The sequence below is a fragment of the Pseudomonas massiliensis genome (genome assembly GCF_000826105.1).
Classification (GTDB): Bacteria; Pseudomonadota; Gammaproteobacteria; order Pseudomonadales; family Pseudomonadaceae; genus Aquipseudomonas; species Aquipseudomonas massiliensis.
This window is the reverse complement of record NZ_CCYK01000006.1, coordinates 285,714-306,289: the sequence shown is the minus strand read 5'-3', so window position 1 is coordinate 306,289 and position 20,576 is coordinate 285,714. Positions and strand designations below refer to the sequence as shown.

Genomic DNA, 20,576 nt, shown 5'->3' with positions numbered 1-20,576 from the left:
CGAACCGCCTAACAAGGTTCCAAGGAAGTCTTTATGTCTGAACAGCAACCGATCGCGGTCCTGGGCGGCGGCAGCTTCGGCACCGCGGTGGCGAACCTGCTTGGGGAAAACGGCCATCGGGTTCGCCAGTGGATGCGCGACGCGGCGCAGGCCGAGGCGATGCGCACGGAGCGCGAGAATCCCCGTTACCTGAAGGGCATAAAGTTGCACCCTGCCGTGGAGCCGACGGTCGACCTCGAGGCGGTATTGGCGGGCAGCGAGCTCTTGTTCGTGGCGTTGCCCTCGAGCGCACTGCGGGCGGTGCTCGCGCCGCACGCGCAAAAGCTGGCCGGAAAGATGCTGGTCAGCCTGACCAAAGGCATCGAGGCGGACACCTTTCTGCTGATGAGCGAGATCCTGGCCCAGATCGCACCGGCAGCGCGCCTCGGCGTGCTTTCAGGCCCCAACCTGGCGCGGGAGATCGCCGAGCACGAGCTTACCGCCACCGTGGTCGCCAGTAGTGATGCCGCGCTGTGCCAGGCGGTACAGGCGTCCCTGCATGGGCGCCGCTTCCGCGTCTACGCGAGCAGTGATCGCTTCGGCGTGGAGATGGGGGGCGCGCTCAAGAACGTCTATGCCATCATCGCCGGCCTGGCCGCCGCCTTGAACATGGGTGAAAACACCCGCAGCATGCTGATCACCCGCGCGCTGGCGGAAATGACCCGCTTCGCCGTGAGCCAGGGTGCCCGGCCCACGACCTTCCTTGGCCTGGCCGGGGTGGGAGATCTGCTGGTGACCTGCTCGTCGCCCAAGAGCCGCAACTACCAGGTCGGGTATGCGCTGGGCCAGGGGTTGAGCCTCGAGCAGGCGGTGACTCGCCTTGGCGAGGTGGCGGAAGGGGTGAATACCCTGAAGGTACTGAGGGCCCGTGCCCAGCAGTTGCAGGTTTACATGCCGCTGGTGGCGGGCCTGCATGCCATCCTCTTCGAGGGTCGGACGCTCGAGCAGGTCATCGAGCTGCTGATGCGCGCCGAACCCAAGACGGATGTCGATTTCATTCCCGATAGCGGCTTCAACGAGGAACTGCCATGAGCGCCCCCCGCTTCCAACCCGAGCAAGAGTCCATCGCCCTGCGTGTTGTCTGGATGCTGCTGTTCCTGCTGGTCTGGCAAGGGGCGCAGCTGTTGCTGGCCGCCGTGGTGCTGCTGCAGTTGTTGTGTCGGCTACTCAATGGCGTACCGCATGAAGGCCTGATGACCTTCGGTGACAGCCTGGGCCGCTACCTGGCGCAGATTGCGCGGTTCGGCAGCTTCCACAGCGAGCAGAAGCCCTGGCCCTTCGCCGACTGGCCAGCGGCACGGCCCGGAGACTTTCCGCCGGTGGTCACTACACCCGCCGCGCCAGCGCCGGCACCTTCGTCGGCGCAGGGCGAGGAGCCACCGCTATGAGCGAGCCTGTCCTGCGTACCCTATGGATACTGCGCCATGGCGAGGCCGTGGGTGCCGCCCGCGTGGATGCCGAGCGAGCGCTGACGTCGGCTGGTCGGGAAGAAGTGGCGCGCAGCGCGAGACACCTTCTGGGCGAGCCCTTGCAGCTTATTCTGGTCAGCCCTTACCTTCGCGCCCAGCAAACCGCCGAGGTGGTCTGCGCTGTGCTGGCTGAACCGCCGGCCCTGCGGACGGTGGACTGGCTCACGCCGGACAGCGACCCGGAACAGGTCATGGCGGAACTGGACAGGCTTGGGCTCGACCAGCTCTTATTGGTCAGCCACCAGCCCCTGGTCGGCACCCTGCTCGGTTTGTTGGACCGGGGCGAGCGCGCCAGCCCCCATGCCATGGGCACCGCCAGCCTGGCGCGGCTTGAAGGCGTCGCTCCCTTGCCGGGCCTGATGACCCTGCGCAGCCTGCGGCATTCCCATTGACAAGGCCCTCGGGCAAGGACAACCCCATGACCCTTTGGCATTCCACTCCCGACCTGGACGTCTTGAACGCTAGCCAGCGGGACACCATCGGCGGTTTGCTGGACATCCGCTTCGAGGCGGTCGGGGAGGATTTCCTCACCGCGAGCATGCCGGTGGACGCCCGTACACACCAGCCCTATGGCCTGCTTCACGGGGGCGCCTCGGTGGTGCTGGCCGAAAGCGTGGGGTCGGTGGCCAGCATGCTGTGCGTGGACCGTACCCGCTTCTATTGCGTTGGCCTGGAAGTCAACGCCAACCACCTCAGAGGCGTGCGCAGCGGCCGGGTAACCGCGACCGCGCGGCCAGTGCATATTGGCCGTAGCACCCATGTATGGGACATCCGCCTGGTCGATCAGCAAGGCAGGCCCAGCTGCATTTCGCGGCTGACGGTAGCGGTGATGCCTTTGGACAAATCCGCCGCCGCCGGCTGAGTTGCCCTGTCCGATGGCCGATTCGCGCGTTGTGGCCGCTCGGGCCGATGAGCACAATTCGAGTGTCGGTTTCACTGAGCTCGATACCATGTCGGACATTGTCTTCTTCGCCCATGCCAACGGTTTCCCGTCGGCCACCTATGGCAAGCTGTTCGCGGCCCTGGAGCCGGAGTTCGTCGTGCGCAGCCTGCCGCAGCATGGCCATGACCCTCGGTTCCCCGTGGAGGACAACTGGCAGTCTCTGGTCGATGAGCTGCTGCATCATGTGCGGGCGCAAGCCAGGCCTGTCTGGGGCGTTGGTCATTCACTGGGAGGCGTCCTGCACCTGCATGCCGCCTTGCGCCAGCCGGCACTCTACCGGGGCGTGATCATGCTCGATTCACCTCTACTGAGCAGCACCGACCGGTGGCTGATCCGCGCCGCCAAGCGCATGGGGTTAATCGACCGCCTCACGCCCGCTGGCCGAACCCTGGGGCGACGCGAGCGGTTCGCCGATCGGGCCAGTGCCCGCGAATATTTTCTGAGCAAGGCCCTGTTCAAGGACTTCGACCCCGATTGCCTCGAGGCCTATCTGGACCATGGTCTGAAGACGGACGAAGCGGCCGAGGCACGGGGCGGTGCAGGGCTGCGCCTGGCCTTCGATCCAGACACGGAGATCCGCATCTACCGCAGCGTTCCGCATGTCAGCCCCGGACGCCCTGCCGACCTGGCGCTGCCCGTGGCGGTCATCGGCGGCGAGCGCAGCCGGGTCGTGCTGCCGCATCATGGTCGTAACGCCCGGCGCCTGCCGCGTGGTGAGTTCCATCGCCTGCCTGGCGGCCATATGTTTCCCTTCGAACGTCCGCTGATGACCGCCCAGCTCGTGCGCGAACTGCTGCATCGCTGGCAACTCGAGGGCCAGGCGCGATGAATGACCCTGCGGAGCCGATTCGCTTCAGCTTGTCCCATATCGAGCTGGCCGGCCTGCGGCAGGGGCCGCGCGCCGCGCCGCCAGTGATCGCGCTGCATGGCTGGCTCGACAATGCCAATAGCTTCGCACGGCTACGACCGCGCTTGCCTGGCTTGCATCTGCTATGCCTCGACCTGGCCGGGCATGGGCTGTCGGGCCATCGCCCGCCGGGCAGTCTTTACCCCCATTGGGAATACACACGGGACATCCTCGAGGTGGCCGGGCAACTGCAATGGCCGAGGTTTTCCCTGGTCGGCCATTCCATGGGCGCGATCATTGCGGCGCAGTTGGCCGCCGCCATGCCCGAACGCATCGAGCGCCTGGTGCTCATCGAAGGCCTGGTACCGCCGGACGGCTCCCCGACGGACCCAGCCCAGCGCCTTGGGCAGGCCCTTCGCGAGCAGCTGGCCCATCCAGAGCGACGCAAGCCGCTTTATCCTGATCGGGCCCAGGCAGTGCGGGCCCGTTGCCTGAGCCGGCTGCCAGTGAGTGAAAGCGCGTCCAGCCTGCTGGCCGAGCGGGGGCTGATGGCGGTGGAAGGAGGTTTCACCTGGCGCAGCGACAATCGACTGACCCTGACCACCCCGGTGCGCATGGAGCCTGCCCAGGCCTGGGCCATGGTTCAGGCTATCCAGTGCCCGACCTTGCTGTTGCTGGGCAAGCAGGGCTTACTTGCGCAGCGCCAGGTGCCACTGGAATCGTTGCCCTTTAAGCGCAAGTGGCTGCCGGGCCGGCATCATCTGCATCTGGATGACGACGTGGGCGCTGAGCTTGTAGCAGGCTGTATCAATAGTTTCATTCTCGCGCCTTGACTTGACGGCGGTGACTGCCGACCCTTGATCGGTTCCGAGGGAGTCTGCCATGCCGTATCCGCTGCGCCGTTTTCGCCCGTGGCTTAGTGCCCGCCATTGCCCGCTGCCGTTGATACTGGCCCTTTCCCTGTCTGCTCCGGTTCTAGCTGCCAGCTCGCCCGAAGCCTTCCTGGAGAAGCTGGGCCCGGAGCAGGGCCGCTTGCTGGAGCAGCGCGGACTCCAGGTGGTGGAACGCCTGTATCCGTTGGGCAGCCTGCGGCGCATTGGCAGCACGCTGCGCATGGAGGGGCGCGTGGAGCAGCGTGGCGATCTCGCCTCGATGACCTGGGAGCTGCCGGCCGAGCACAGCGCGGCGCAGGCCTTCAAGGTCGCTCGCCAGGCCCTGCGCGCAAGGGGTGCCCAATTCGTGTTCTGGTGCGAGGGCAGGGAGTGCGGTGACAGCAACCTGTGGGCCAATGACATCTTCGCCAGCCGGTACCTGCTCGGTAACGATGATCAACAAGCCTTTCTGCTCGCCCGTGAAGCGGCAGGCGATCCGGGCCAACTGGTTGCGATCTACGCCGTGGTGCGGGGCAATCGAACCGCCGCGCTCCTGGCCGAAACCTTCCAGCCCGCCCAGCCGCTGGGGCCATTGCTGCCTACTCCCGGGACCTTGCTACGTGAATTGCGCGAGGCAGGGCGGCTGGGCTTGAGCGAGCTCTCCGGGCCCCCGAGCGAAGCCTGGGTTGCTCTGCTCGCCCGTACCCTGAACCTTGACAGCACCTTGCAGGTCCGACTGGTCGGCACCCAGGCGTTGGCCTGGCGGAGCGCGCTGGTCGTGTCCGGTGTTCGTGCCAGCCGGCTTGGTCTTGGCGAATCCGCGTCCGAAGGCCTGATCCTGGAGGTTGTGCGATGATCAGTACCGACCGCCTGCTCATGCAGATCGCGCTGCTCCTGCTGCTGGTCGCCTGTGTCTGGGTGATGCTGCCTTTCGTGTCGGCGTTGCTCTGGGGCGCGATCCTCGCTTACGCGAGCTGGCCGTTGATGCGGCGACTCACGGTATGGCTTGGGGGCCGCCCCACCCTTGCCGCTGCCCTCCTGACCGGCGGCTGGGTGTTGCTGGTGCTCCTGCCCCTGGTCTGGCTGGGCTTCAACCTGGCTGACCATGTCCGCGATGCGGTGGCTCTCGTGCGGGACGTCCAGGTCGAGGGCCTGCCGCCACCGCCAGGCTGGCTGGCCAACCTGCCGATGTTCGGCGATCGTCTCACACGCCTCTGGGCGTCCATGGATGCTCAGGGCGCGGCGCTTTTCCAAGGGCTCAAACCACATCTGGGACAGGTCGGCAACTGGCTGCTGGCACGCACCGCGCGGCTGGGCGGCGGGCTGGTCGAACTGACACTGGCACTGGTGTTCACCTTCTTCTTCTACCGGGACGGCCCGCGGATTTCCGCCTTCGTACTGCGCCTGCTCGAGCGGCTCATGGGCGAGCGCGGCAGCTATTACCTGACCCTGGTAGGCGATACGGTACAGCGTGTGGTGAACGGCGTGATCGGCACGGCCGCCGCCCAGGCCCTGCTGGCGCTCATCGGCTTCCTGATTGCCGGCATCCCGGGCGCGCTCGTCCTGTGCATCGTCACCTTCCTGCTGAGCCTGATCCCGATGGGGCCGCCGCTGGCCTGGGTGCCTGCGGTGGGCTGGCTGATCTGGCAGGAGCACTACGGCATGGCGGTGTTCCTCGGGCTATGGGGCACGTTCGTGATCAGTGGGGTTGATAACGTGCTCAAGCCTTACCTGATCAGTCGGGGCGGCGACCTGCCCCTGGTCATCGTGTTGCTGGGCGTATTCGGCGGGCTGCTGGCCTTCGGCTTCATCGGCCTGTTCCTCGGGCCGACGCTGCTGGCAGTGGGGTACCGGCTGGTCACCGACTGGGCGCGAGCGTCTTAGCTTTTCGCGCCCAGCGGCGGGCACCGGGCCAAGGAGCCCAGGCGCCGGTTCAGGCGGCGGTGCTCAGCGTGCTTCCCAGGCTGCTGCCGCTGTCCAGGCCGTACTGGCGGGCCAGGGTGGCGATCATCCGGTCGAGCGTCTCGGTGCTGTCGCTCGAAGCGCTCCCAGCGTTCTGGGTAGCGTCGCCGGCCTCGCTGCTCGTCCATTCTTGCGGGGGTGGAGGAGGCGTGAGGGCCGCGGTCATCTCGTCAGTATCCACCACGCCGTCGCCATCGCTGTCCAGCGCGGTGAAGAGCTGGCTGCCGTCGCTGTCGCTGTCCATGGCGGCGCTCAGCTCGTCGCTGCTCAGTACGCCGTCTTCATCGCTGTCCAGGCTGGAGATCAGGTCTTCAGCCTGCTCGCTGGGGTTCATGCTGGCAGGCGGTGGTGATGGCTTCAAGGTAGCAAGTTCGTCAAGGTCCAGGGCCTCATCGCTGTCGCTGTCCAGGTCGCCGAATGATTGGCTCAGGCTGACCAGCACACCTGCCTTGCCCGGATCATCGCTGGTTTGCGCGCTGGCGAGGGCTGATTGCAGTTCATCGCTGCTGACCTTGCCGTCTTCGTCGGCATCCAGGCTGGTAAGCAGGGCCTGTTGGAAACTGGTGTCTGTACTGCTGCTCTTGCGCGAGTTTGCCGTGTAATAGTAACTGGAACTACTGACGCCACTGATCATGGACATGCTCCGTTGAGTAAGGCCGGTGCGTTTCACCGGCGCTTACACAATTGCAACGGATGATGTCCAGGGTGTGTGGGCTCTGTATCGCCGCGGATTCATTCCCGCGGCAAGCGCACCACGGCTGTGAGGCCGCCCCCCGGGGTGTCCTCAAGGACCAGGCTGCCACCGAGGCGCAACGCCGCTTCCCGGGCGATGGTCATCCCCAGGCCCACGCCACCGGAGTTGCGATTGCGTGACCCTTCCAGGCGGAAGAAAGGTTCGAACACCGCCTCGCGCTTTTCGGCGCTGATGCCGGGACCATGGTCGATGACCCTGATGACCACGGCGGCCGGGCCGTCCACCATCTCGATGATCGTATGCCCGGCATAACGCAGTGCATTGTCCAGCAGGTTGCTCAGGCAGGAACGCAGCGCCATGGGCTGGGTCTTGATGGGCGCGCAGCTACCCCGGGACTCGGCGGGCAAGCTGTTGTCCTGGGCGTTCTCGCACAGAGATTCCACCAGCGCCTGCACGTCGTACCACTGCAAGGCCTCGCTGGTGCGTCTTTCGTGCAGGTAGGTCAGGGTCGCGTCGAGCATGCCGATCATGTCATCCAGGTCCTGGCGCATCTGGCCCTGCAACTTCTCATCGTCCACCTGCTCCAGGCGCAGCTTGAGGCGCGACAGTGGCGTGCGCAGGTCGTGGGATACCGCTCCCAGCATGCGCGCCCGCTGCTGGACTTGTTCACGAATCCGTTGCTGCATCTGGTTGAAGGTATGGGCGGCGGTGCGCGCTTCGATCGGGCCGGTTTCTTCCATGGGCGGGCTGTCGAGGTCTTCGCTCAAGCGTTCGGCCGCTTCGCTGAGGCGCCGGATCGGCCGGGAGAGGTAACGCGCGCCCCACCAGGCCGCGACTACCAGGGTGATGAGCTGGAACACCAGCGGTACCGTCGGCCCTTCGAAAAAGTGCCGCTCGTGCGGCGCCGGCCCCATCGGACCATGCGGCCCCGGTGGTCCCGGACGTTCGGCCGGTGCCCCAGCCGAAACGCCCCGGTCGTTCAGTCCTGGCGGGGGCGCCATGGGTTGTGCCATGGGCGCAGGAGGAGGGCCGGGCGGGCCCTCGGGGAAGCCATAGTAGTGGAACCACAGCAATGCCAGCAGGTGGGCCAGGACGATGGCGATCACCGAGACGCCGAACAGTCGGGCGAACAGCGTGTCGGCCTGGCGCATCAGCCGATGTCCCGCGCGTCGAACAGGTAGCCTTCACCGCGGACGGTCTTGATCAACTGCGGGGCCTTGGGATCGTCGCCGAGCTTCTGCCGCAGGCGTGACACCAGCAAGTCGATGCTGCGGTCGAACGCTTCTATGGAGCGGCCACGCGCGGCGTCGAGCAATTGCTCGCGGCTCAGTACCCGACGGGGCCGCTCCAGGAAGACCCAAAGCAGGCGAAACTCGGCATTGGACAATGGCACCACCAGACCTTCGGCCGAGGTCAACTGGCGCAGCACGCTGTTCAACCGCCAGTTATCGAAGCGCACATTGCCGCGTTGTTCTGTGCGGTCGTCGCGCACGCGGCGCAGGATGGTCTGGATGCGTGCCACCAGTTCACGCGGCTCGAACGGCTTGGCCATGTAGTCGTCAGCGCCCAGTTCAAGGCCGATGATCCGGTCAGTGGGCTCGCAGCGGGCGGTAAGCATGAGAATCGGGATGTCCGATTCGGCGCGCAGGTGGCGGCACAGGGAAAGGCCGTCTTCGCCAGGCAACATCAGGTCCAGCACCACCACGTCATAGGCGTCGTTTTTCATGGCCTGACGCATGGCCTCGCCGTCACTCACACCGTGGCCGAGAATGCCGAAACGAGCAAGATAATCGACCAGCAGTTCACGGATAGGCACGTCGTCATCGACGATAAGCGCGCGGGTATTCCAACGTTTGTCGTCTTCAACGGGCGAGCACTTGTCTCGATCCATCGCGGGGCTCAGGGGTGTATTCATGCTGGGGTCGTCTGCCTGGATAACTGCCCGGTAGGGCTGGCGGTCTAGCGGAAGGCCGCGCTCTTGTCGCGCAAGGGTAGCGGGCCACGCCGATACGGAGGCGGCCACCTTAGGGGGCACGCATGTCGTCACGGTTTCCTAAATGTATCGGCGCCGATACAAAGGGCTTGAGTGAGTCATTAGCCGACGGACGGCAGGCAGGGTAAGGGAGGCTTGGATCGCTGTCCACCGATTACCGGCCAGTAGTCATGGCGCCGTCGGGCCCCTATCCTTGCACCCCTGACTTATCTTTCACTCCGGTTACCCGAACCCTGCCATCATGCCCAACCCTGTTACCGTATTGATCGTGGATGACGAGCCACAGATACGCACTTTTCTGCGCATCAGCTTGCAGGCCCAAGGCTACCGTGTGCTAGAGGCTGCCACTGGCGCCACCGGCCTGGAGCAGGCGGCCCTGGGCCAACCGCAGTTGGTGGTGCTGGACCTGGGGCTGCCTGACATGGACGGCCACGCAGTGTTGGCCGGCCTTCGCGCCTGGTCGACCGTGCCGGTGCTGGTGTTGTCGGTCCGCGCGGATGAGGGAGAAAAGGTTCGTGCCCTGGACAGCGGTGCCAACGACTATGTCACCAAGCCCTTCGGCATCCAGGAGTTCCTGGCTCGCGTGCGGACGCTGCTGCGCCAACCCAGCCAGGCGTCTGCTGAGCCGGCGAGAGTTTGCCAGGGAGCGCTTACCGTAGACCTGGCCCGTCGCCAGGTATGGTTGGGCGAGGACCTGCTGGGCCTGACCCGCAAGGAATACGCCGTGCTGGCGGCGCTCGCCCGCCATCCAGGCCGGGTCGTCACCCAACGCCAGCTGCTTCTTGATATCTGGGGGCCTAGCCATGGCGAGGATACCCATTACTTGCGCGTGGTCATCGGCCATCTGCGGCAGAAGATGGCGGACGACCCTACAAACCCACGCTACATCCAGACCGAAGCGGGCGTGGGCTATCGGCTGCTTCAAGGGGAGCCTCAGCCGGGCCTGCCCTCGTAGCGGTCGAAGGCTTCGCGGGCGATCCGCCGTCCCAGGGCGATCAACTCGGGCGCCTTGTAGAACTCGAAGAAGCGGCACACTCGCTTGGGCACTTCGATCAGGACGTCCGGCGGATAGCCGGCAATCTTGTACTGGGCCAGGGAGGTCTGCATGACTTCAAAGCTTTGGTTGATCAGGTCCAACAGTGAGGCAGGTCCGACCGCGTCCACGACCACCGAACCGTTGGCCGAGGCGGGTGCCGTTTCGTCGGGATCGACGCGCCGCCGCTGCTTGGGCCGCACCCGCACCACTTCTTCCACGAATTCGCCAAAGCTTTCCCGCACCTGGGCCGCCCCTTCGGCAGGCGGCTCGCATAGGTCCTCAGGAAACCAGGCACCGGCGCCCCCGCTGGCGGGGCCGAGAATGTTGCGCTCCATCTGCAGGATGGCCTCGGCCTGCTTGCGCCTTTGCGGCATGCGCGAACCCAGCGCGTCGAGCAATCGATCGAAGCGGGCGCGGAAGGCGGCGGGTCGTGCCACCTCGGGCATTTCGTAAGGAAGGGTGCTGGTGCCGTTGAGGTTCACCGCCACTACCAGGTCGCAATGACTGGCCACGACCGGCACGATAGGCAAGGGGTTGAGCAGGCCACCATCGACCAGCACGCGATTGCCCTTCATCACGGGCGTGAACAGGCTTGGAATGGCCGCCGAGGCGCGCATGGCCTGGTGCAGGCAGCCTTCCTGGAACCAGACTTCTTTCTGGTGAGTCAGGTCAGCCGCCACGGCCGTGAACGGGATGGGAAGGTCCTCGATGTTGAGATCGCCGACCAGGCGCTGGATGTGCCCGAACACCTTGTCGCCGCGGATGGCGCCCATGCGAAAGCTGACGTCCACCAGACGCAGTACGTCCAGGTAATCCAGGCTTTCGATCCAGCGTCGGTAAGCGTCCAGCCTGCCGGCTGCATAGATGCCTCCGACCACCGCTCCCATGGAGCAGCCGGCGATACAGCCCACCTGATAACCGCGGCGCTCGATCTCCTCGATCGCGCCGATATGCGCATACCCGCGGGCGCCGCCTGAGCCAAGCACCAATGCCACGGTTTTCTTCATCGCCTGCCTCTACGTATTCTTATCGCCCAGGGTGTGTTAACAATGCGCCGTTCGTCGGGGGTGGGCAAGGCGCCAGGCGCGCCTGCGTCGGCACTTTTGTCACACCCCACCGTCTTATCTGCACAATGCAAGAATTCTGGAGTGTTCGAATCGATGAAAGCTTGGGTCTGCCTGCCGTTGCTGGCCGTATTACTGGCCGGGTGTGCCGGTAAAACCGCTTACCGTGATACCTGCGCCACCGAGCTGGACGCCGCCTGGCGTGAGCTGGATCTGGCCAAGGCCGAGGGGTTCGCCGGTACCGTAAGTTATTCAAAGGCGCTGTCGCTGTTGACCGGCGCCAAGACCCAGCAGCAGTTCGAAGCCTTCGAAGGGTGCACCACCAAGGCCCAGAAGGCGCGTTTCTACATCCGCGAGTCGCGGGCGGGGCGCTAGTCGAGCTTGGGCAGCCTGGCGCGGCTGCCTACCCAGAGGCCCGAGGCGCAGGGTGAAGCAAGTGGTCGCGGTGGCCATTAAAAGGAGGTTTTCATGGTCGATCCACTGCAGGCGTGCTTGGGCGCCATCAACCAGATACTCCTTGGCAAGCAGGTTCAGGTGCGTCTGGCGCTGGCCTGCCTGCTCGCCGATGGGCACCTGCTGATCGAAGACCTGCCAGGCATGGGCAAGACGACCCTGAGCCATACATTGGCCAAGGTCCTAGGGCTGGAGTTCCAGCGCATCCAGTTCACCTCCGACCTGCTGCCAGGAGACATTCTCGGTACCTCGGTGTTCGACAAGGACAGCGGCAGGTTCGTCTTTCATCCGGGGCCGATCTTCGCCGAGCTGGTCCTGGCCGACGAAATCAACCGAGCCACCCCCAAGAGCCAGAGCGCATTGCTCGAAGCCATGGAAGAAGGCCAGGTCACCATCGAGGGCGCCACTCGCCCCTTGCCCCAACCTTTCTTCGTAATCGCGACCCAGAATCCGACCACCCAGGGCGGTACCTTTCCTTTGCCGGAATCCCAACTGGATCGCTTCCTGATGCGACTCTCCCTCGGCTACCCCGCCCATGCGGCGGAGCGCGCGCTGCTGATGGGCGAGGCCCGACGGGACCTGCTGCCACGGCTGGCGCCGGTGCTCGATCATGGTCAGTTGGCCGCCGCCCAGGCCCGTGCCAAGGGGGTCAAGGTCAGCGAAGCGGTGGTCGATTATGTGCTGCGCCTGGTGGAAGCCACACGGACCCAGCCTCAGTTCGGCAGCGCGCTGTCTCCACGTGGCAGCCTGGCGCTGCTGGCGGCGGCCCGCGCCTGGGCCCTGCTGGACGCACGGGACTACGTAATCCCCGAAGACATCCAGGCGGTGTTGCCAGCGGTAGCGAGTCACCGGTTGCGCGAGCGCGCCGAGACAGCCGGGCAGGGCGGCGGGGCCTTGGTGCAGTGGCTGCTACGTGAGGTCCCTGTGCTGTGAACACCGCCTGGGGGCAGCGTGTGGCCGCCTGGCAGGCTCGGCGCGCGCCGCCTTCGCCACGGGTGCGCCTGGATCACCGCCGCATCTACATCCTGCCCAGCGCGGCCGGCTATGGGTTTCTGCTCACCGTGGTGCTGATTCTACTCGCTGCCATCAACTACCAGAACAGCATGGCCTATGCCCTGGCGTTCACCCTAGGCGCGCTGTTCGTGGTCGCCATATTGCACACCTATCGCAACCTGGGTGGACTGCTGATCCTCGCCGAGGCTCCAGCGCCTGTGTTCGCGGGCGAGCCGGCTTGCGTAGCGGTGGGTTTGCAAAGCCAAGGGCGTGAGTACCACGCGCTCCACCTGGGATGGTCCGCCGCAGAGCTGCAGCGGTTCGACCTGGAGGGCGACGGCGCCTTGCGTCAGGAGCTGCGTCTGGATACTCACCAGCGAGGCTGGCAGCGCGTACCGCGACTGCGCCTGGAAACCCGGTTTCCCCTGGGCCTGCTTCGCGCCTGGAGCTGGGTCGATCTCGGCCAGCGCGTGCTGGTGTACCCGCGGCCCCTGGCCGGCCCATTACCGGCTGGCAATGGCCAGGCGCGGGACGCCGAAGCCCATGATTGGCAGGTGCTCGGCACCGGTGTGGATGATTTCCAGGGGCTCCAGGAGTATCGCCCTGGCGATTCCTGGCGGCGCCTGCACTGGAAAGCCTTTTCCAAGGGCCAGGCCTTGCTGATCAAGGCCTTCGCCGAAGTCCACGGCCGTGATCCGGCACTGTCCCTGGAGCAGCTGGACGGCCCCTTGGAGACGCGGCTTTCGCTGCTTTGCTTCTGGGTACTGGAGCTGAGCCGCCAAGGCCAGGCTTTTTCCTTGCAGGTGCCCGGCGCGACCCTGGCCGCCGCCTCCGGCGATGACCACCGCCAAGCCTGCCTGCGCGCCTTGGCCCTGGTCGAGACATGGCCATGAAGGCCGCCACGACACCGCTGCCGGTCCGTACCCTGGCCTGGGCACTGGTCGCGCAGGCACTGACCCTGGTGCCGCTTTGCCTTGAAGTGCCGTCATGGCTCGTGGGCTTGTGGCTGGCTTGCATGGCGTGGCGTTGGCGGTTGGCCCGTTCTGGTCGCAGGGGGCCACGGCCATGGTTCAAAACGCTAGTGATGGCCGCCACCCTGGCAGGGCTGTATTTTTCGGTAGGCACGGTACTCGGGCTTGAATTCGCCGCCGCCCTGCTGGTAGCGGCTGCGGTGCTCAAGCTGCTGGAAGTGCAAGGGCCGCGGGATGTGCGCGTGCTGGTGATGCTGGGTTTCTTCTGCCTGGCGGTAGGCTACCTCTTCGATGCCAGCCTGGCCTGGGCACTCTATAGCCTCCTGCCCCTGGTAACGCTGCTGGCGACACTGATCGTCCTTGAGCTGCCGGCCGAGGCAGCCAGGAACTGGACGCCCTTGCGCCGGGCAGGGGCAATGCTCGGCCAGAGCCTCCCCTTGCTGGTGGTGCTGTTCGTGGCCTTCCCGCGCATGGGGCCCCTGTGGTCGTTGCCCATGCCTGGCAACCAGGCGCGAACCGGGCTGAGCGATACCGTGGCCCCGGGGGATATCGCCGAGCTGGCCCAGTCCGCCGATCTGGCCTTCCGCGTCGCCTTCCAGGGCGCCGCGCCGCCGCGCCAGGCGCTTTACTGGCGCGCCTTGACTCTGGACAGGTTCGACGGTCGGCGCTGGACCCAGAGCGATCCGGGCGCGGTACGCCAGGGTGCGAGCTGGCAACCCCAGGGCAACGCCTTTCGCTACCAGGTGATCCAGGAACCCTCCGGTCAGCCCTGGCTGTTCGTGCTCGACACCGGCAAGGTGGACAGCACCGTGGCCAGGCCGGGCTATGACCTGCGCTGGCAGCGCCCTCGGGTGATCGACCAGAGTCTGACCTATAGCGCGCAAAGCTGGCCGCAAGCCGTGCGCGAACCCACCCTTGGCGACGCCAGCCGGCGCCAGGCCCTGGCCTTGCCCAGCCAAGGCAACCCTCGCAGCCGTGCATTGGCCGCGCGTGTCGCCAGTGCTCACAGCGAACCGGCCAGCCGTGTCAACGCCTTGTTGCGCATGTTCAACGAGCAAGACTTTCACTACACCTTACGCCCGCCTGCGCTTGGCGCGGACAGCATCGACGGCTTTCTCCTCGACAGCCGGCGGGGGTTCTGCCTTCATTACGCAGGTGCGCTGACTTTCCTGCTCAGAGCCATGGACATTCCGGCACGGGTAGTCATCGGCTACCAGGGTGGGGAATTCAACCCCCGCGGCCAATACTGGAGCGTTCGCCAGTATGACGCTCACGCCTGGGTCGAATATTGGGTCGCCGGGCGTGGCTGGATCAGCGCCGACCCTACTGCCGCGGTGGCACCGCAACGAGTCGAGGCCGGGCTGGCGGAGGCGCTGGCGGCCGATGAGCCCTTCCTGGCGGGCTCTCCCTTCTCGGCGCTGCGTTACCGGCAGTTTTCGTGGCTCAATGATCTGCGCCTGGGCTGGGAAAACCTCAATTACGGCTGGGAGCGCTGGGTGCTTGGCTACCAGGAAAGCCAGCAGCGCCAATGGCTCAGCCGCTGGTTCGCTGATTACGCCGGGTGGGTCCTCCCGCTGGGCGGCCCCTTGGTACTGGTTGGCTTGGCCTTGTTCGTGCTGCGGCCATGGCGCCAGCGTCAGGCTGATCCACAGCTGCGCCAGTATGCCGCGTTCGAGCGGCTGCTGTTCCGGGAGGGCCTTATCCGCGCGCCGGGGGAGGGCGCACGCGATTTCGCCTTAAGAGCCAGCCAGGCGCTGCCCAGCGCGGCTGCTGAAATCGAAGCCTTCACCTGGGCTTTCAGCCGAGCGCGCTACGGCACCGACAGCGCGGCCCAGGGCGATATCGCGCCAGCGCTCAGGCGGCTCAGGCGCCAACTGCGCCCCCGGACCATGGCGGGCATGGCACGGAGGCATGGATGAGCGACACCCTGGATTCAGTGATCGAGCGCTTGATCCACATACAGGTGCGCTTGCTGCATTGCCAGGCCCGATTGGCCGCCGGAACGGATCAGCGCGCACTACAGGACGTGCATAGGGCCCTGCGTCGCCTGCGCAGCCTGTTGCGACCGCTACGAGGGCTGCCTGGTATCGAGCGCCTTGAGGATGCGGCTCGTGCCTTGCGACGCGCTGCGTCAATCGAGCATGACAAGGAGCGCTTGCCAGCCCCCTCGTGCGCGGCGCAGGTGGACCCATTGCACACCTATGCGCGCTTCGCCCAGAACGAGCCTTTTTTACAGTTGTTGCGCCTTTTGGACACCCTCGTACCCTTGCTGCGCACGAATGCCCACTATGGTGTCATGGGAAATTTGGACAGGCGCATCCGCAGAGTGCTGGACAGGCGAGCCCGCCACTTACGCCGAGCCCTGGCTTCGTCGGGCAGCGGGCGGCAGCGGCTACGCCTGCTTATCAGAGGCCTTCACTATGCGATAAAGGCTTATCCAAAGCAGGTTTCAAGGAGTCGCGAGCTGTCCCGGGCACTCAAGCGCGCTCAGGCTGCCCTTGCCCAGTGGCACGCTCGCCAGCAGAGAGTGAATCTGGCCAAGCGAGACCCGGCTCTTGCGGCGCAAGCTGGGCAATGGCAGGCAGAGCTGCAACAGGCCGAGCATTTGGCCGATCAGGCCCTTGCCCGGTTAAGGGCAGTCATGGGAAAACCCGGGTCACTCAACGCGCGGAAGCACTGACATGGATTTTCACACTCTGCTGGCGGCCCTGGGCAATGGTGACCAGCCCGTATCCATTTCCTCGGATTGGTCCCAGGGCCGTGCCGGCTTCGGTGGACTGATGGCTGCCTTACTCTATGAAGCCATGCGCCGTCGCCTGGCCGAGCAAGGCCTGGAAGGCCGGCCAGTCCGGTCGCTGGCGATCAGTTTCGTGGCGCCCGCGGCCCTTCAAGTGCCTACCCTTTTTGAAGTCGAGGTACTTCGGTCTGGCAAATCAGTAGTCTTGGTGCTCGGTCGCGCGCTCCAGAACGGCGAGGTCGTCACCCTGATGCAGGGGAGCTTCGGCGCGGCGCGCTCCTCGCGCGTCGGCTTGACGGCCATGCCGGCGCCTGAGGTGCAACCGCCCGGTCAGTGCTTCAAGGTCGGTTACCGCGAGGGCGTCACGCCAGAATACTTGCGACATCTGGCGCTGGCCTGGGGCATTGGCGGGTTGCCCTACAGCGATACTCCATCTCCAGCCATTGGCGGCTGGGTGCGCCTGGAGGGCGAGGGGCAGATAGCCGCGCTGGACGAAGCCCGGGTCCTGGCCCTGGTCGATGCGTGGCCACCGGCGCTGTTACCGCACCTGGCGGCACCCGCGGCGGGGAGTACCTTGAGCTGGACCATCGAGTTCGTGCAGCCAATGCCGACATTGCCAGGGGATGCCTGGTACAAGTACCGGGCAAGCATTGAGCACGCCGCCGACGGCTATGGGCATACCTCGGCGGCCTTATGGACCGCTGATGACCAACTGCTGGCCATCAGTCGACAAACCGTTACCGTGTTCGGCTAATGTTGCCTGCCTGGCTTGTAAACAGGGTTCAGCGTCAAAGGCCGCTGGGCTTGCTCAAGGCAGCGACCAGGCAGATGCCGCCTATCACGACTTCCAGGGCGTTGGCCGTGGCAACGCCCAGCCCGATCAGGGCAACCGCGATGCCCAGCAGTGGCAGGGTGAACATTGATGTCGAAGCCTCCCCCGTGGTGGGGAACCCCGCAGGCACGCGGCCCGCGGTACGACAAGCGAGGCGTCTAAGCATGATAGAAGCTCCAATGAGGATGCGAATGATTCATGGTTGAAGGTTAATCCAACCTCGCCTTCACGGCGAATCGTCCTTCCCTATTGGGCCCATAGCACCGGGCTAAGTTTCATCGGCATGGCTATGACCCGGTAGCATGCCAGTGTAGACGCTGGGCGGTACTCGCGCTTGCTGCAAGGTCAGCAAAGGGCAGCCGTACTGACAGACTGCCAGCTAGCGCCACGGGCCGCTTCCATGGCAATTCTAGCGTTTCGTCAACGGTCAAGAGGAGGCTGTGATGAATGCTGCGTCGGCGACAAGATTCATTCAGTCCGATATATCAGGCCGCTCGTTGAGATTCCTGGAAATTTATGGGTGGCCTGACAAGGAAGGCATATATTTTTCCGGCGTTCGATGGGAGGCGGGAACTGAATTATATCTGCTCGGAAACGGGCATCGGGCTTATTGCCCCTTGGTAAGAAAATTCATGCAACCTGATCCGCTCAGCCCTTTCGGAGAGGGCGGCTTGAACAGTCATGCCTATTGCTTGAATGACCCGATAAACATGCAGGATCCTTCAGGTGGCACGCCAAGATTGCTTAAGCTCATAGGAGTGGTCGGCAAGTCCGGGAACCGGGGAGTGCGGCAGCTTTTGGAATCAGTTAATCGGACGCTGATACCGACCATGCCTGCGCCCTCTTTGGTAAACAGCATGTCAAACAGATTGGCTAGGGAGCTCTCCTTGTATCAGTCTTCGCCCAAAGTTTTTGGCAAGATTGCCAGGTCCGCCGATTCTGGTTTCATGTCTAGATTGCATATGAAGCGAGACTATAAATTCATAATGGACGGGGGTGGCGAAATAATTGCCAGCCCTTGGATCAAAGAGCGTCATGTGCCTAGCCATGCCGTACTGGCTGACTTGACGCCGGTTGATCGTGTCATCGCGGCTGGCCATATCAGGAAGAACAAAGGGTTGATCGAGCTTACCAATCGATCGGGGCATTATATGCCTCCCGTGGAATCCCTGGCTGTGCCCGCGCTTTATTTTTCCAGTCGAGGTTATAGAGTCGATCTGGGCCGGTTGATGTGATCGCATGGCCGTCTGTCTTCTGCAAAAAGCTGATTGCTCCCTTACTCCTGGCGGTTTACAACACAGGCAAGCCAAAAAACGCCCGCGCGCAGGCCGTGGTATGCGCTGCCAGTTCCGGTTCCGTCTCGCCTCGATGTCGAGCGACTTCGCGTAGTACCTCGGTCAGGAACGCAGGTTCGTTGCGGCCGTTCTTCGGCCGTGGTCGAAGCGTGCGGGGGAGCAGCCAGGGCGCGTCGCTTTCCAGCATCAGGCGGCCTTGGGGAATGCTCGACATCAACGGATGCAGATGGCTGCCGCGGCGCTCGTCGCAGATCCAGCCCGTGATGCCGATATGCAGGTCCAGATCCAGATAGGCGAAAAGTTCGGTGCGGTCGGCGGTGAAGCAGTGGACCAGGCCGTGGCTGAGACGGTCGCGCCATTCCCGCAGGATCGCCAGCAAACGCGGGGCAGCGTCGCGTTCATGGAGAAATACCGGTAGCTGGTGCTCGGCCGCCAGGGCGAGTTGTTCTTCCAGCGCCCGCTCCTGGTCGGGGCGCGGTGAGAAGTCGCGGTTGAAATCCAGCCCGCATTCGCCCACCGCGCGTACACGGGCATGGCCGAGCAAGGCCTTGATGCGTCGCTGGCTGTCGTTGTTCCACTGGCTGGCTTCGTGGGGATGGACACCGGCCGTCGTGAACAGCCGCTCCCCGGCCGGGTCAAGGCGTTCAGCCAGGGCAAGCGCCTGTTCGCTCACCTCGCCGCTGGTGCCGGTCAGCACCAGTTGCACAACCCCTGCATCGAAGGCGCGCTGCAGAAGATCACCGTGCTGCTCGTCGAAAGCCGGGTTGGTCAGGTTGACGCCGATGTCGATGAGTTGCATGGTGGCTCCTTTCAGGCTGAGGCCGGAAAGCATACCAAAGCTTCACCCTTATAAATAAAACCCGACGCTCCCGTCATGAGCGCGGTTTTGGTAGCCCCTGGCAGTATGCCAGCGGGGCGGGCTTTTAACCTCGGAGCACAGATGAAAGGTCCCGTTGCTGGCCGGGGTTTGACCCTGGCTACACTCGCGCTTTTCGCCTTCACTTGTACCGTTGCGCTCGCTGAGCCTCGGATAGCCGAAACGCACCGGCCCGCCAAGGCCGCGCGCGACCTGAACCAGATTCGCCAGGCCAAGGTATTGCGCGTGGTGGTCAATCAGAGTCGCAACAGTTCCGCCACCCTGGGTGGCGCGCCCGTGGGCGCCGAAGACCGCCGCCTGAAGGCGTTTGAAGCCTTCCTCAATGCGCAGAAGGGCAGCCATGGGGCGATTCGCTTGCAAGCGGTGCCGCGACCCAAAGGCCAGTTGCTGGCCGCGCTGCAGCACGGGGAAGCGGACCTGGCTGCTCCAGGCGAGGCCCTGGCACCCGTGGGCAACCTGCGTTCGGTGGCGGCCACCGCCGCCGTGGCCAATAGCGACCTGGTACTGGTGCATCCGCGCAAGCACCGCGCCTTTGACAACCTGGATCAACTGGCTGGCAAGCACCTGGTGCTGGTGGCCGGCAGCGCGGCCGAGGAAGCGGTCAACCGCGCCAATGCACAGTTGATAGCGCGTCACAAGCGACCCATGGTGATCGAATGGGCAGATGCCAGCCTCGGTGTCGAGGATGTACTGGACATGGTCAGCGCCGGGGTGTACGCCATGACGCTGGTGGAGCAGCCCATCGCCGAGCGTTGGGTCAAGCTGATGCCAGACCTGCGGGTGGAGCGGCGGCTGGCCTTCCAGGCGCCAACGCCGATCAGCTGGTACGTTCGCCAGGACGCGCCACAGTTGAGCGAAAGCGTTCGCGCCTTCATCAGTCAGTACAAGCCCGCCGCCAATCAGGACAAGGCGTTGCTCGAGGGCTGCCGCGACCTCTACCAGACCCGAAACCCACTGGACCGCGACGACCGGGCACGCCTGGAGGCACTGCGCCCGGTATTGCAGCGCAACGCTCGGGAACAGGGCCTGGACTGGCTGGACCTGGCTGCGCTGGCGTACAAGGAGTCGGACCTGACACCTGATGCCCGGGGCGGCAGCGGTGCCAGCGGGCCCTTGCAGATCACACCGGCCGCCGCCCGGCGGGTCGGCGTCAGACAGATGGATGACGTGGATGACAGCGTTCGGGCGGCGGCGCGTTACCTGGCGTTGATTCGCCGTAACTTCTTCAACAGTAAGCACATGGATGAACGCGAGCGCATGGCCTTCGTGCTGGCGGCCTACAACCTAGGCCCTGAGCGCGTGCAGCGGTTGCGAGCCCAGGCGCGCCAGCGAGGGTTGGACCCCAATCGCTGGTTTTTCCAGGTAGAGCGGGTAGCCATGGAGAGCCTGGGCCTGGCCCCGGTACGCTACGTCAATAACGTGAACAAGTACTACCTGGCCTTCAATCGCGCCCGGGACAGCCTGGAACCTTGATCCGCTGGCGGGCTGGCCATCGGTTG

At 64.9% G+C, this 20,576-nt stretch carries 23 protein-coding genes; 17 read left to right on the top strand and 6 right to left on the bottom strand.

The annotated features are described in order from the left end of the window. The first annotated feature begins 33 nt into the window (after window positions 1–33). From BN1188_RS07515 to BN1188_RS07480, 8 genes are all read left to right on the top strand, one after another. On the top strand, window positions 34–1,071 hold the full coding sequence (locus BN1188_RS07515; RefSeq protein WP_040260805.1) for an NAD(P)H-dependent glycerol-3-phosphate dehydrogenase: 1,038 nt from the start codon (window positions 34–36) through the stop codon (window positions 1,069–1,071). Next, a complete protein-coding gene (locus BN1188_RS07510) occupies window positions 1,068–1,427 on the top strand; it encodes a DUF4389 domain-containing protein (RefSeq protein ID WP_040260804.1) in 360 nt (119 codons plus the stop codon). Before BN1188_RS07515 ends, BN1188_RS07510 begins: the two co-directional genes overlap by 4 nt. Beyond that, complete coding sequence (gene sixA, locus BN1188_RS07505; RefSeq protein ID WP_040260803.1) at window positions 1,424–1,900, top strand: phosphohistidine phosphatase SixA; 477 nt, start codon at window positions 1,424–1,426, stop codon at window positions 1,898–1,900. Before BN1188_RS07510 ends, sixA begins: the two co-directional genes overlap by 4 nt. A 26-nt stretch (window positions 1,901–1,926) precedes the next feature. Further along, a complete protein-coding gene (locus BN1188_RS07500; RefSeq protein ID WP_040260802.1) occupies window positions 1,927–2,370 on the top strand; it encodes a hotdog fold thioesterase in 444 nt (147 codons plus the stop codon). A gap of 88 nt (window positions 2,371–2,458) precedes the next feature. Beyond that, window positions 2,459–3,280 carry an alpha/beta fold hydrolase gene (locus tag BN1188_RS07495; RefSeq protein ID WP_040261403.1) on the top strand — a complete coding sequence of 274 codons (822 nt, stop codon included), beginning with the start codon at window positions 2,459–2,461 and terminating at the stop codon, window positions 3,278–3,280. Beyond that, window positions 3,277–4,131, top strand: a complete 855-nt coding sequence (locus BN1188_RS07490; protein WP_040260801.1) for an alpha/beta fold hydrolase — start codon at window positions 3,277–3,279, stop codon at window positions 4,129–4,131. Before BN1188_RS07495 ends, BN1188_RS07490 begins: the two co-directional genes overlap by 4 nt. Window positions 4,132–4,180: 49 nt before the next feature. Continuing rightward, window positions 4,181–5,026, top strand: a complete 846-nt coding sequence (locus BN1188_RS07485; RefSeq protein ID WP_052469198.1) for a DUF4892 domain-containing protein — start codon at window positions 4,181–4,183, stop codon at window positions 5,024–5,026. Beyond that, complete coding sequence (locus tag BN1188_RS07480; protein WP_040260800.1) at window positions 5,023–6,054, top strand: AI-2E family transporter; 1,032 nt, start codon at window positions 5,023–5,025, stop codon at window positions 6,052–6,054. The genes BN1188_RS07485 and BN1188_RS07480 overlap by 4 nt, the downstream gene beginning before the upstream one ends. A 49-nt stretch (window positions 6,055–6,103) precedes the next feature. Here BN1188_RS07480 and xopAW read toward each other — a convergent pair whose 3' ends face one another. From xopAW to BN1188_RS07465, 3 genes are all read right to left on the bottom strand, one after another. Next, window positions 6,104–6,766 (bottom strand): XopAW family type III secretion system calcium-binding effector, encoded by a 663-nt coding sequence (gene xopAW / locus BN1188_RS07475; RefSeq protein WP_040260799.1) that lies wholly within the window; start codon window positions 6,764–6,766, stop codon window positions 6,104–6,106. A gap of 98 nt (window positions 6,767–6,864) precedes the next feature. Then, a complete protein-coding gene (locus BN1188_RS07470; RefSeq protein WP_088776196.1) occupies window positions 6,865–7,980 on the bottom strand; it encodes an ATP-binding protein in 1,116 nt (371 codons plus the stop codon). Further along, window positions 7,977–8,741 carry a response regulator gene (locus BN1188_RS07465; RefSeq protein ID WP_040260797.1) on the bottom strand — a complete coding sequence of 255 codons (765 nt, stop codon included), beginning with the start codon at window positions 8,739–8,741 and terminating at the stop codon, window positions 7,977–7,979. The genes BN1188_RS07470 and BN1188_RS07465 overlap by 4 nt, the downstream gene beginning before the upstream one ends. A 319-nt stretch (window positions 8,742–9,060) precedes the next feature. On the opposite strand from BN1188_RS07465, the gene BN1188_RS07460 reads away from it, so the two are divergent. After that, the gene (locus BN1188_RS07460) at window positions 9,061–9,774 is read left to right on the top strand and encodes a response regulator (protein ID WP_040260796.1); all 714 of its coding nucleotides are present in this window, start codon (window positions 9,061–9,063) and stop codon (window positions 9,772–9,774) included. Here the strand turns inward: BN1188_RS07460 and BN1188_RS07455 are convergent. After that, window positions 9,753–10,862: a patatin-like phospholipase family protein gene (locus tag BN1188_RS07455; protein ID WP_040260795.1), complete on the bottom strand. Its 1,110-nt coding sequence runs from the start codon at window positions 10,860–10,862 to the stop codon at window positions 9,753–9,755. The genes BN1188_RS07460 and BN1188_RS07455 overlap by 22 nt on opposite strands. A 153-nt stretch (window positions 10,863–11,015) precedes the next feature. Between BN1188_RS07455 and BN1188_RS07450 the strand changes: the two genes are divergently transcribed. From BN1188_RS07450 to BN1188_RS07425, 6 genes are all read left to right on the top strand, one after another. Next, a complete protein-coding gene (locus tag BN1188_RS07450) occupies window positions 11,016–11,294 on the top strand; it encodes a hypothetical protein (RefSeq protein ID WP_040260794.1) in 279 nt (92 codons plus the stop codon). A 93-nt stretch (window positions 11,295–11,387) separates the two neighbouring features. Then, window positions 11,388–12,305: an AAA family ATPase gene (locus BN1188_RS07445; RefSeq protein ID WP_040260793.1), complete on the top strand. Its 918-nt coding sequence runs from the start codon at window positions 11,388–11,390 to the stop codon at window positions 12,303–12,305. After that, window positions 12,302–13,258 (top strand): DUF58 domain-containing protein, encoded by a 957-nt coding sequence (locus tag BN1188_RS07440; protein WP_040260792.1) that lies wholly within the window; start codon window positions 12,302–12,304, stop codon window positions 13,256–13,258. Before BN1188_RS07445 ends, BN1188_RS07440 begins: the two co-directional genes overlap by 4 nt. Then, a complete protein-coding gene (locus BN1188_RS07435) occupies window positions 13,255–15,255 on the top strand; it encodes a transglutaminase TgpA family protein (protein WP_040261401.1) in 2,001 nt (666 codons plus the stop codon). The genes BN1188_RS07440 and BN1188_RS07435 overlap by 4 nt, the downstream gene beginning before the upstream one ends. Then, a complete protein-coding gene (locus BN1188_RS07430; RefSeq protein WP_040260791.1) occupies window positions 15,252–16,016 on the top strand; it encodes a hypothetical protein in 765 nt (254 codons plus the stop codon). The genes BN1188_RS07435 and BN1188_RS07430 overlap by 4 nt, the downstream gene beginning before the upstream one ends. A gap of 1 nt (window position 16,017) precedes the next feature. After that, complete coding sequence (locus BN1188_RS07425; protein ID WP_040260790.1) at window positions 16,018–16,827, top strand: acyl-CoA thioesterase; 810 nt, start codon at window positions 16,018–16,020, stop codon at window positions 16,825–16,827. Between the two features lie 34 nt (window positions 16,828–16,861). On the opposite strand, the gene BN1188_RS21585 is transcribed toward BN1188_RS07425, so the two are convergent. Next, the gene (locus BN1188_RS21585; RefSeq protein ID WP_148485245.1) at window positions 16,862–17,071 is read right to left on the bottom strand and encodes a hypothetical protein; all 210 of its coding nucleotides are present in this window, start codon (window positions 17,069–17,071) and stop codon (window positions 16,862–16,864) included. Window positions 17,072–17,348: 277 nt separating this feature from the next. Between BN1188_RS21585 and BN1188_RS07420 the strand changes: the two genes are divergently transcribed. Continuing rightward, on the top strand, window positions 17,349–18,140 hold the full coding sequence (locus BN1188_RS07420) for an RHS repeat-associated core domain-containing protein (protein ID WP_052469197.1): 792 nt from the start codon (window positions 17,349–17,351) through the stop codon (window positions 18,138–18,140). A 55-nt stretch (window positions 18,141–18,195) separates the two neighbouring features. Here BN1188_RS07420 and BN1188_RS07415 read toward each other — a convergent pair whose 3' ends face one another. Continuing rightward, entirely contained in the window at window positions 18,196–18,999 is an 804-nt protein-coding gene (locus BN1188_RS07415; protein WP_040260789.1) for a TatD family hydrolase, read from the bottom strand. Between the two features lie 141 nt (window positions 19,000–19,140). On the opposite strand from BN1188_RS07415, the gene BN1188_RS07410 reads away from it, so the two are divergent. Next, window positions 19,141–20,550, top strand: a complete 1,410-nt coding sequence (locus tag BN1188_RS07410; protein WP_040260788.1) for an MltF family protein — start codon at window positions 19,141–19,143, stop codon at window positions 20,548–20,550. Window positions 20,551–20,576 lie beyond the last annotated feature (26 nt).

What these genes read in the sequence shown, in the direction of transcription:
- BN1188_RS07410 (WP_040260788.1), top strand. Translation starts at nt 19,141, where the DNA reads ATGAAAGGTCCCGTTGCTGGCCGGGGTTTGACCCTGGCTACACTCGCG.
- BN1188_RS07495 (WP_040261403.1), top strand. Translation starts at nt 2,459, where the DNA reads ATGTCGGACATTGTCTTCTTCGCCCATGCCAACGGTTTCCCGTCGGCC.
- BN1188_RS07465 (WP_040260797.1), bottom strand. Translation starts at nt 8,741, where the DNA reads ATGAATACACCCCTGAGCCCCGCGATGGATCGAGACAAGTGCTCGCCC.
- BN1188_RS07500 (WP_040260802.1), top strand. Translation starts at nt 1,927, where the DNA reads ATGACCCTTTGGCATTCCACTCCCGACCTGGACGTCTTGAACGCTAGC.
- BN1188_RS07445 (WP_040260793.1), top strand. Translation starts at nt 11,388, where the DNA reads ATGGTCGATCCACTGCAGGCGTGCTTGGGCGCCATCAACCAGATACTC.
- BN1188_RS07490 (WP_040260801.1), top strand. Translation starts at nt 3,277, where the DNA reads ATGAATGACCCTGCGGAGCCGATTCGCTTCAGCTTGTCCCATATCGAG.
- sixA (WP_040260803.1), top strand. Translation starts at nt 1,424, where the DNA reads ATGAGCGAGCCTGTCCTGCGTACCCTATGGATACTGCGCCATGGCGAG.
- BN1188_RS21585 (WP_148485245.1), bottom strand. Translation starts at nt 17,071, where the DNA reads ATGCTTAGACGCCTCGCTTGTCGTACCGCGGGCCGCGTGCCTGCGGGG.
- BN1188_RS07425 (WP_040260790.1), top strand. Translation starts at nt 16,018, where the DNA reads ATGGATTTTCACACTCTGCTGGCGGCCCTGGGCAATGGTGACCAGCCC.
- BN1188_RS07420 (WP_052469197.1), top strand. Translation starts at nt 17,349, where the DNA reads ATGAATGCTGCGTCGGCGACAAGATTCATTCAGTCCGATATATCAGGC.
- BN1188_RS07480 (WP_040260800.1), top strand. Translation starts at nt 5,023, where the DNA reads ATGATCAGTACCGACCGCCTGCTCATGCAGATCGCGCTGCTCCTGCTG.
- BN1188_RS07460 (WP_040260796.1), top strand. Translation starts at nt 9,061, where the DNA reads ATGCCCAACCCTGTTACCGTATTGATCGTGGATGACGAGCCACAGATA.
- xopAW (WP_040260799.1), bottom strand. Translation starts at nt 6,766, where the DNA reads ATGATCAGTGGCGTCAGTAGTTCCAGTTACTATTACACGGCAAACTCG.
- BN1188_RS07485 (WP_052469198.1), top strand. Translation starts at nt 4,181, where the DNA reads ATGCCGTATCCGCTGCGCCGTTTTCGCCCGTGGCTTAGTGCCCGCCAT.
- BN1188_RS07515 (WP_040260805.1), top strand. Translation starts at nt 34, where the DNA reads ATGTCTGAACAGCAACCGATCGCGGTCCTGGGCGGCGGCAGCTTCGGC.
- BN1188_RS07430 (WP_040260791.1), top strand. Translation starts at nt 15,252, where the DNA reads ATGAGCGACACCCTGGATTCAGTGATCGAGCGCTTGATCCACATACAG.
- BN1188_RS07510 (WP_040260804.1), top strand. Translation starts at nt 1,068, where the DNA reads ATGAGCGCCCCCCGCTTCCAACCCGAGCAAGAGTCCATCGCCCTGCGT.
- BN1188_RS07455 (WP_040260795.1), bottom strand. Translation starts at nt 10,862, where the DNA reads ATGAAGAAAACCGTGGCATTGGTGCTTGGCTCAGGCGGCGCCCGCGGG.
- BN1188_RS07450 (WP_040260794.1), top strand. Translation starts at nt 11,016, where the DNA reads ATGAAAGCTTGGGTCTGCCTGCCGTTGCTGGCCGTATTACTGGCCGGG.
- BN1188_RS07415 (WP_040260789.1), bottom strand. Translation starts at nt 18,999, where the DNA reads ATGCAACTCATCGACATCGGCGTCAACCTGACCAACCCGGCTTTCGAC.
- BN1188_RS07435 (WP_040261401.1), top strand. Translation starts at nt 13,255, where the DNA reads ATGAAGGCCGCCACGACACCGCTGCCGGTCCGTACCCTGGCCTGGGCA.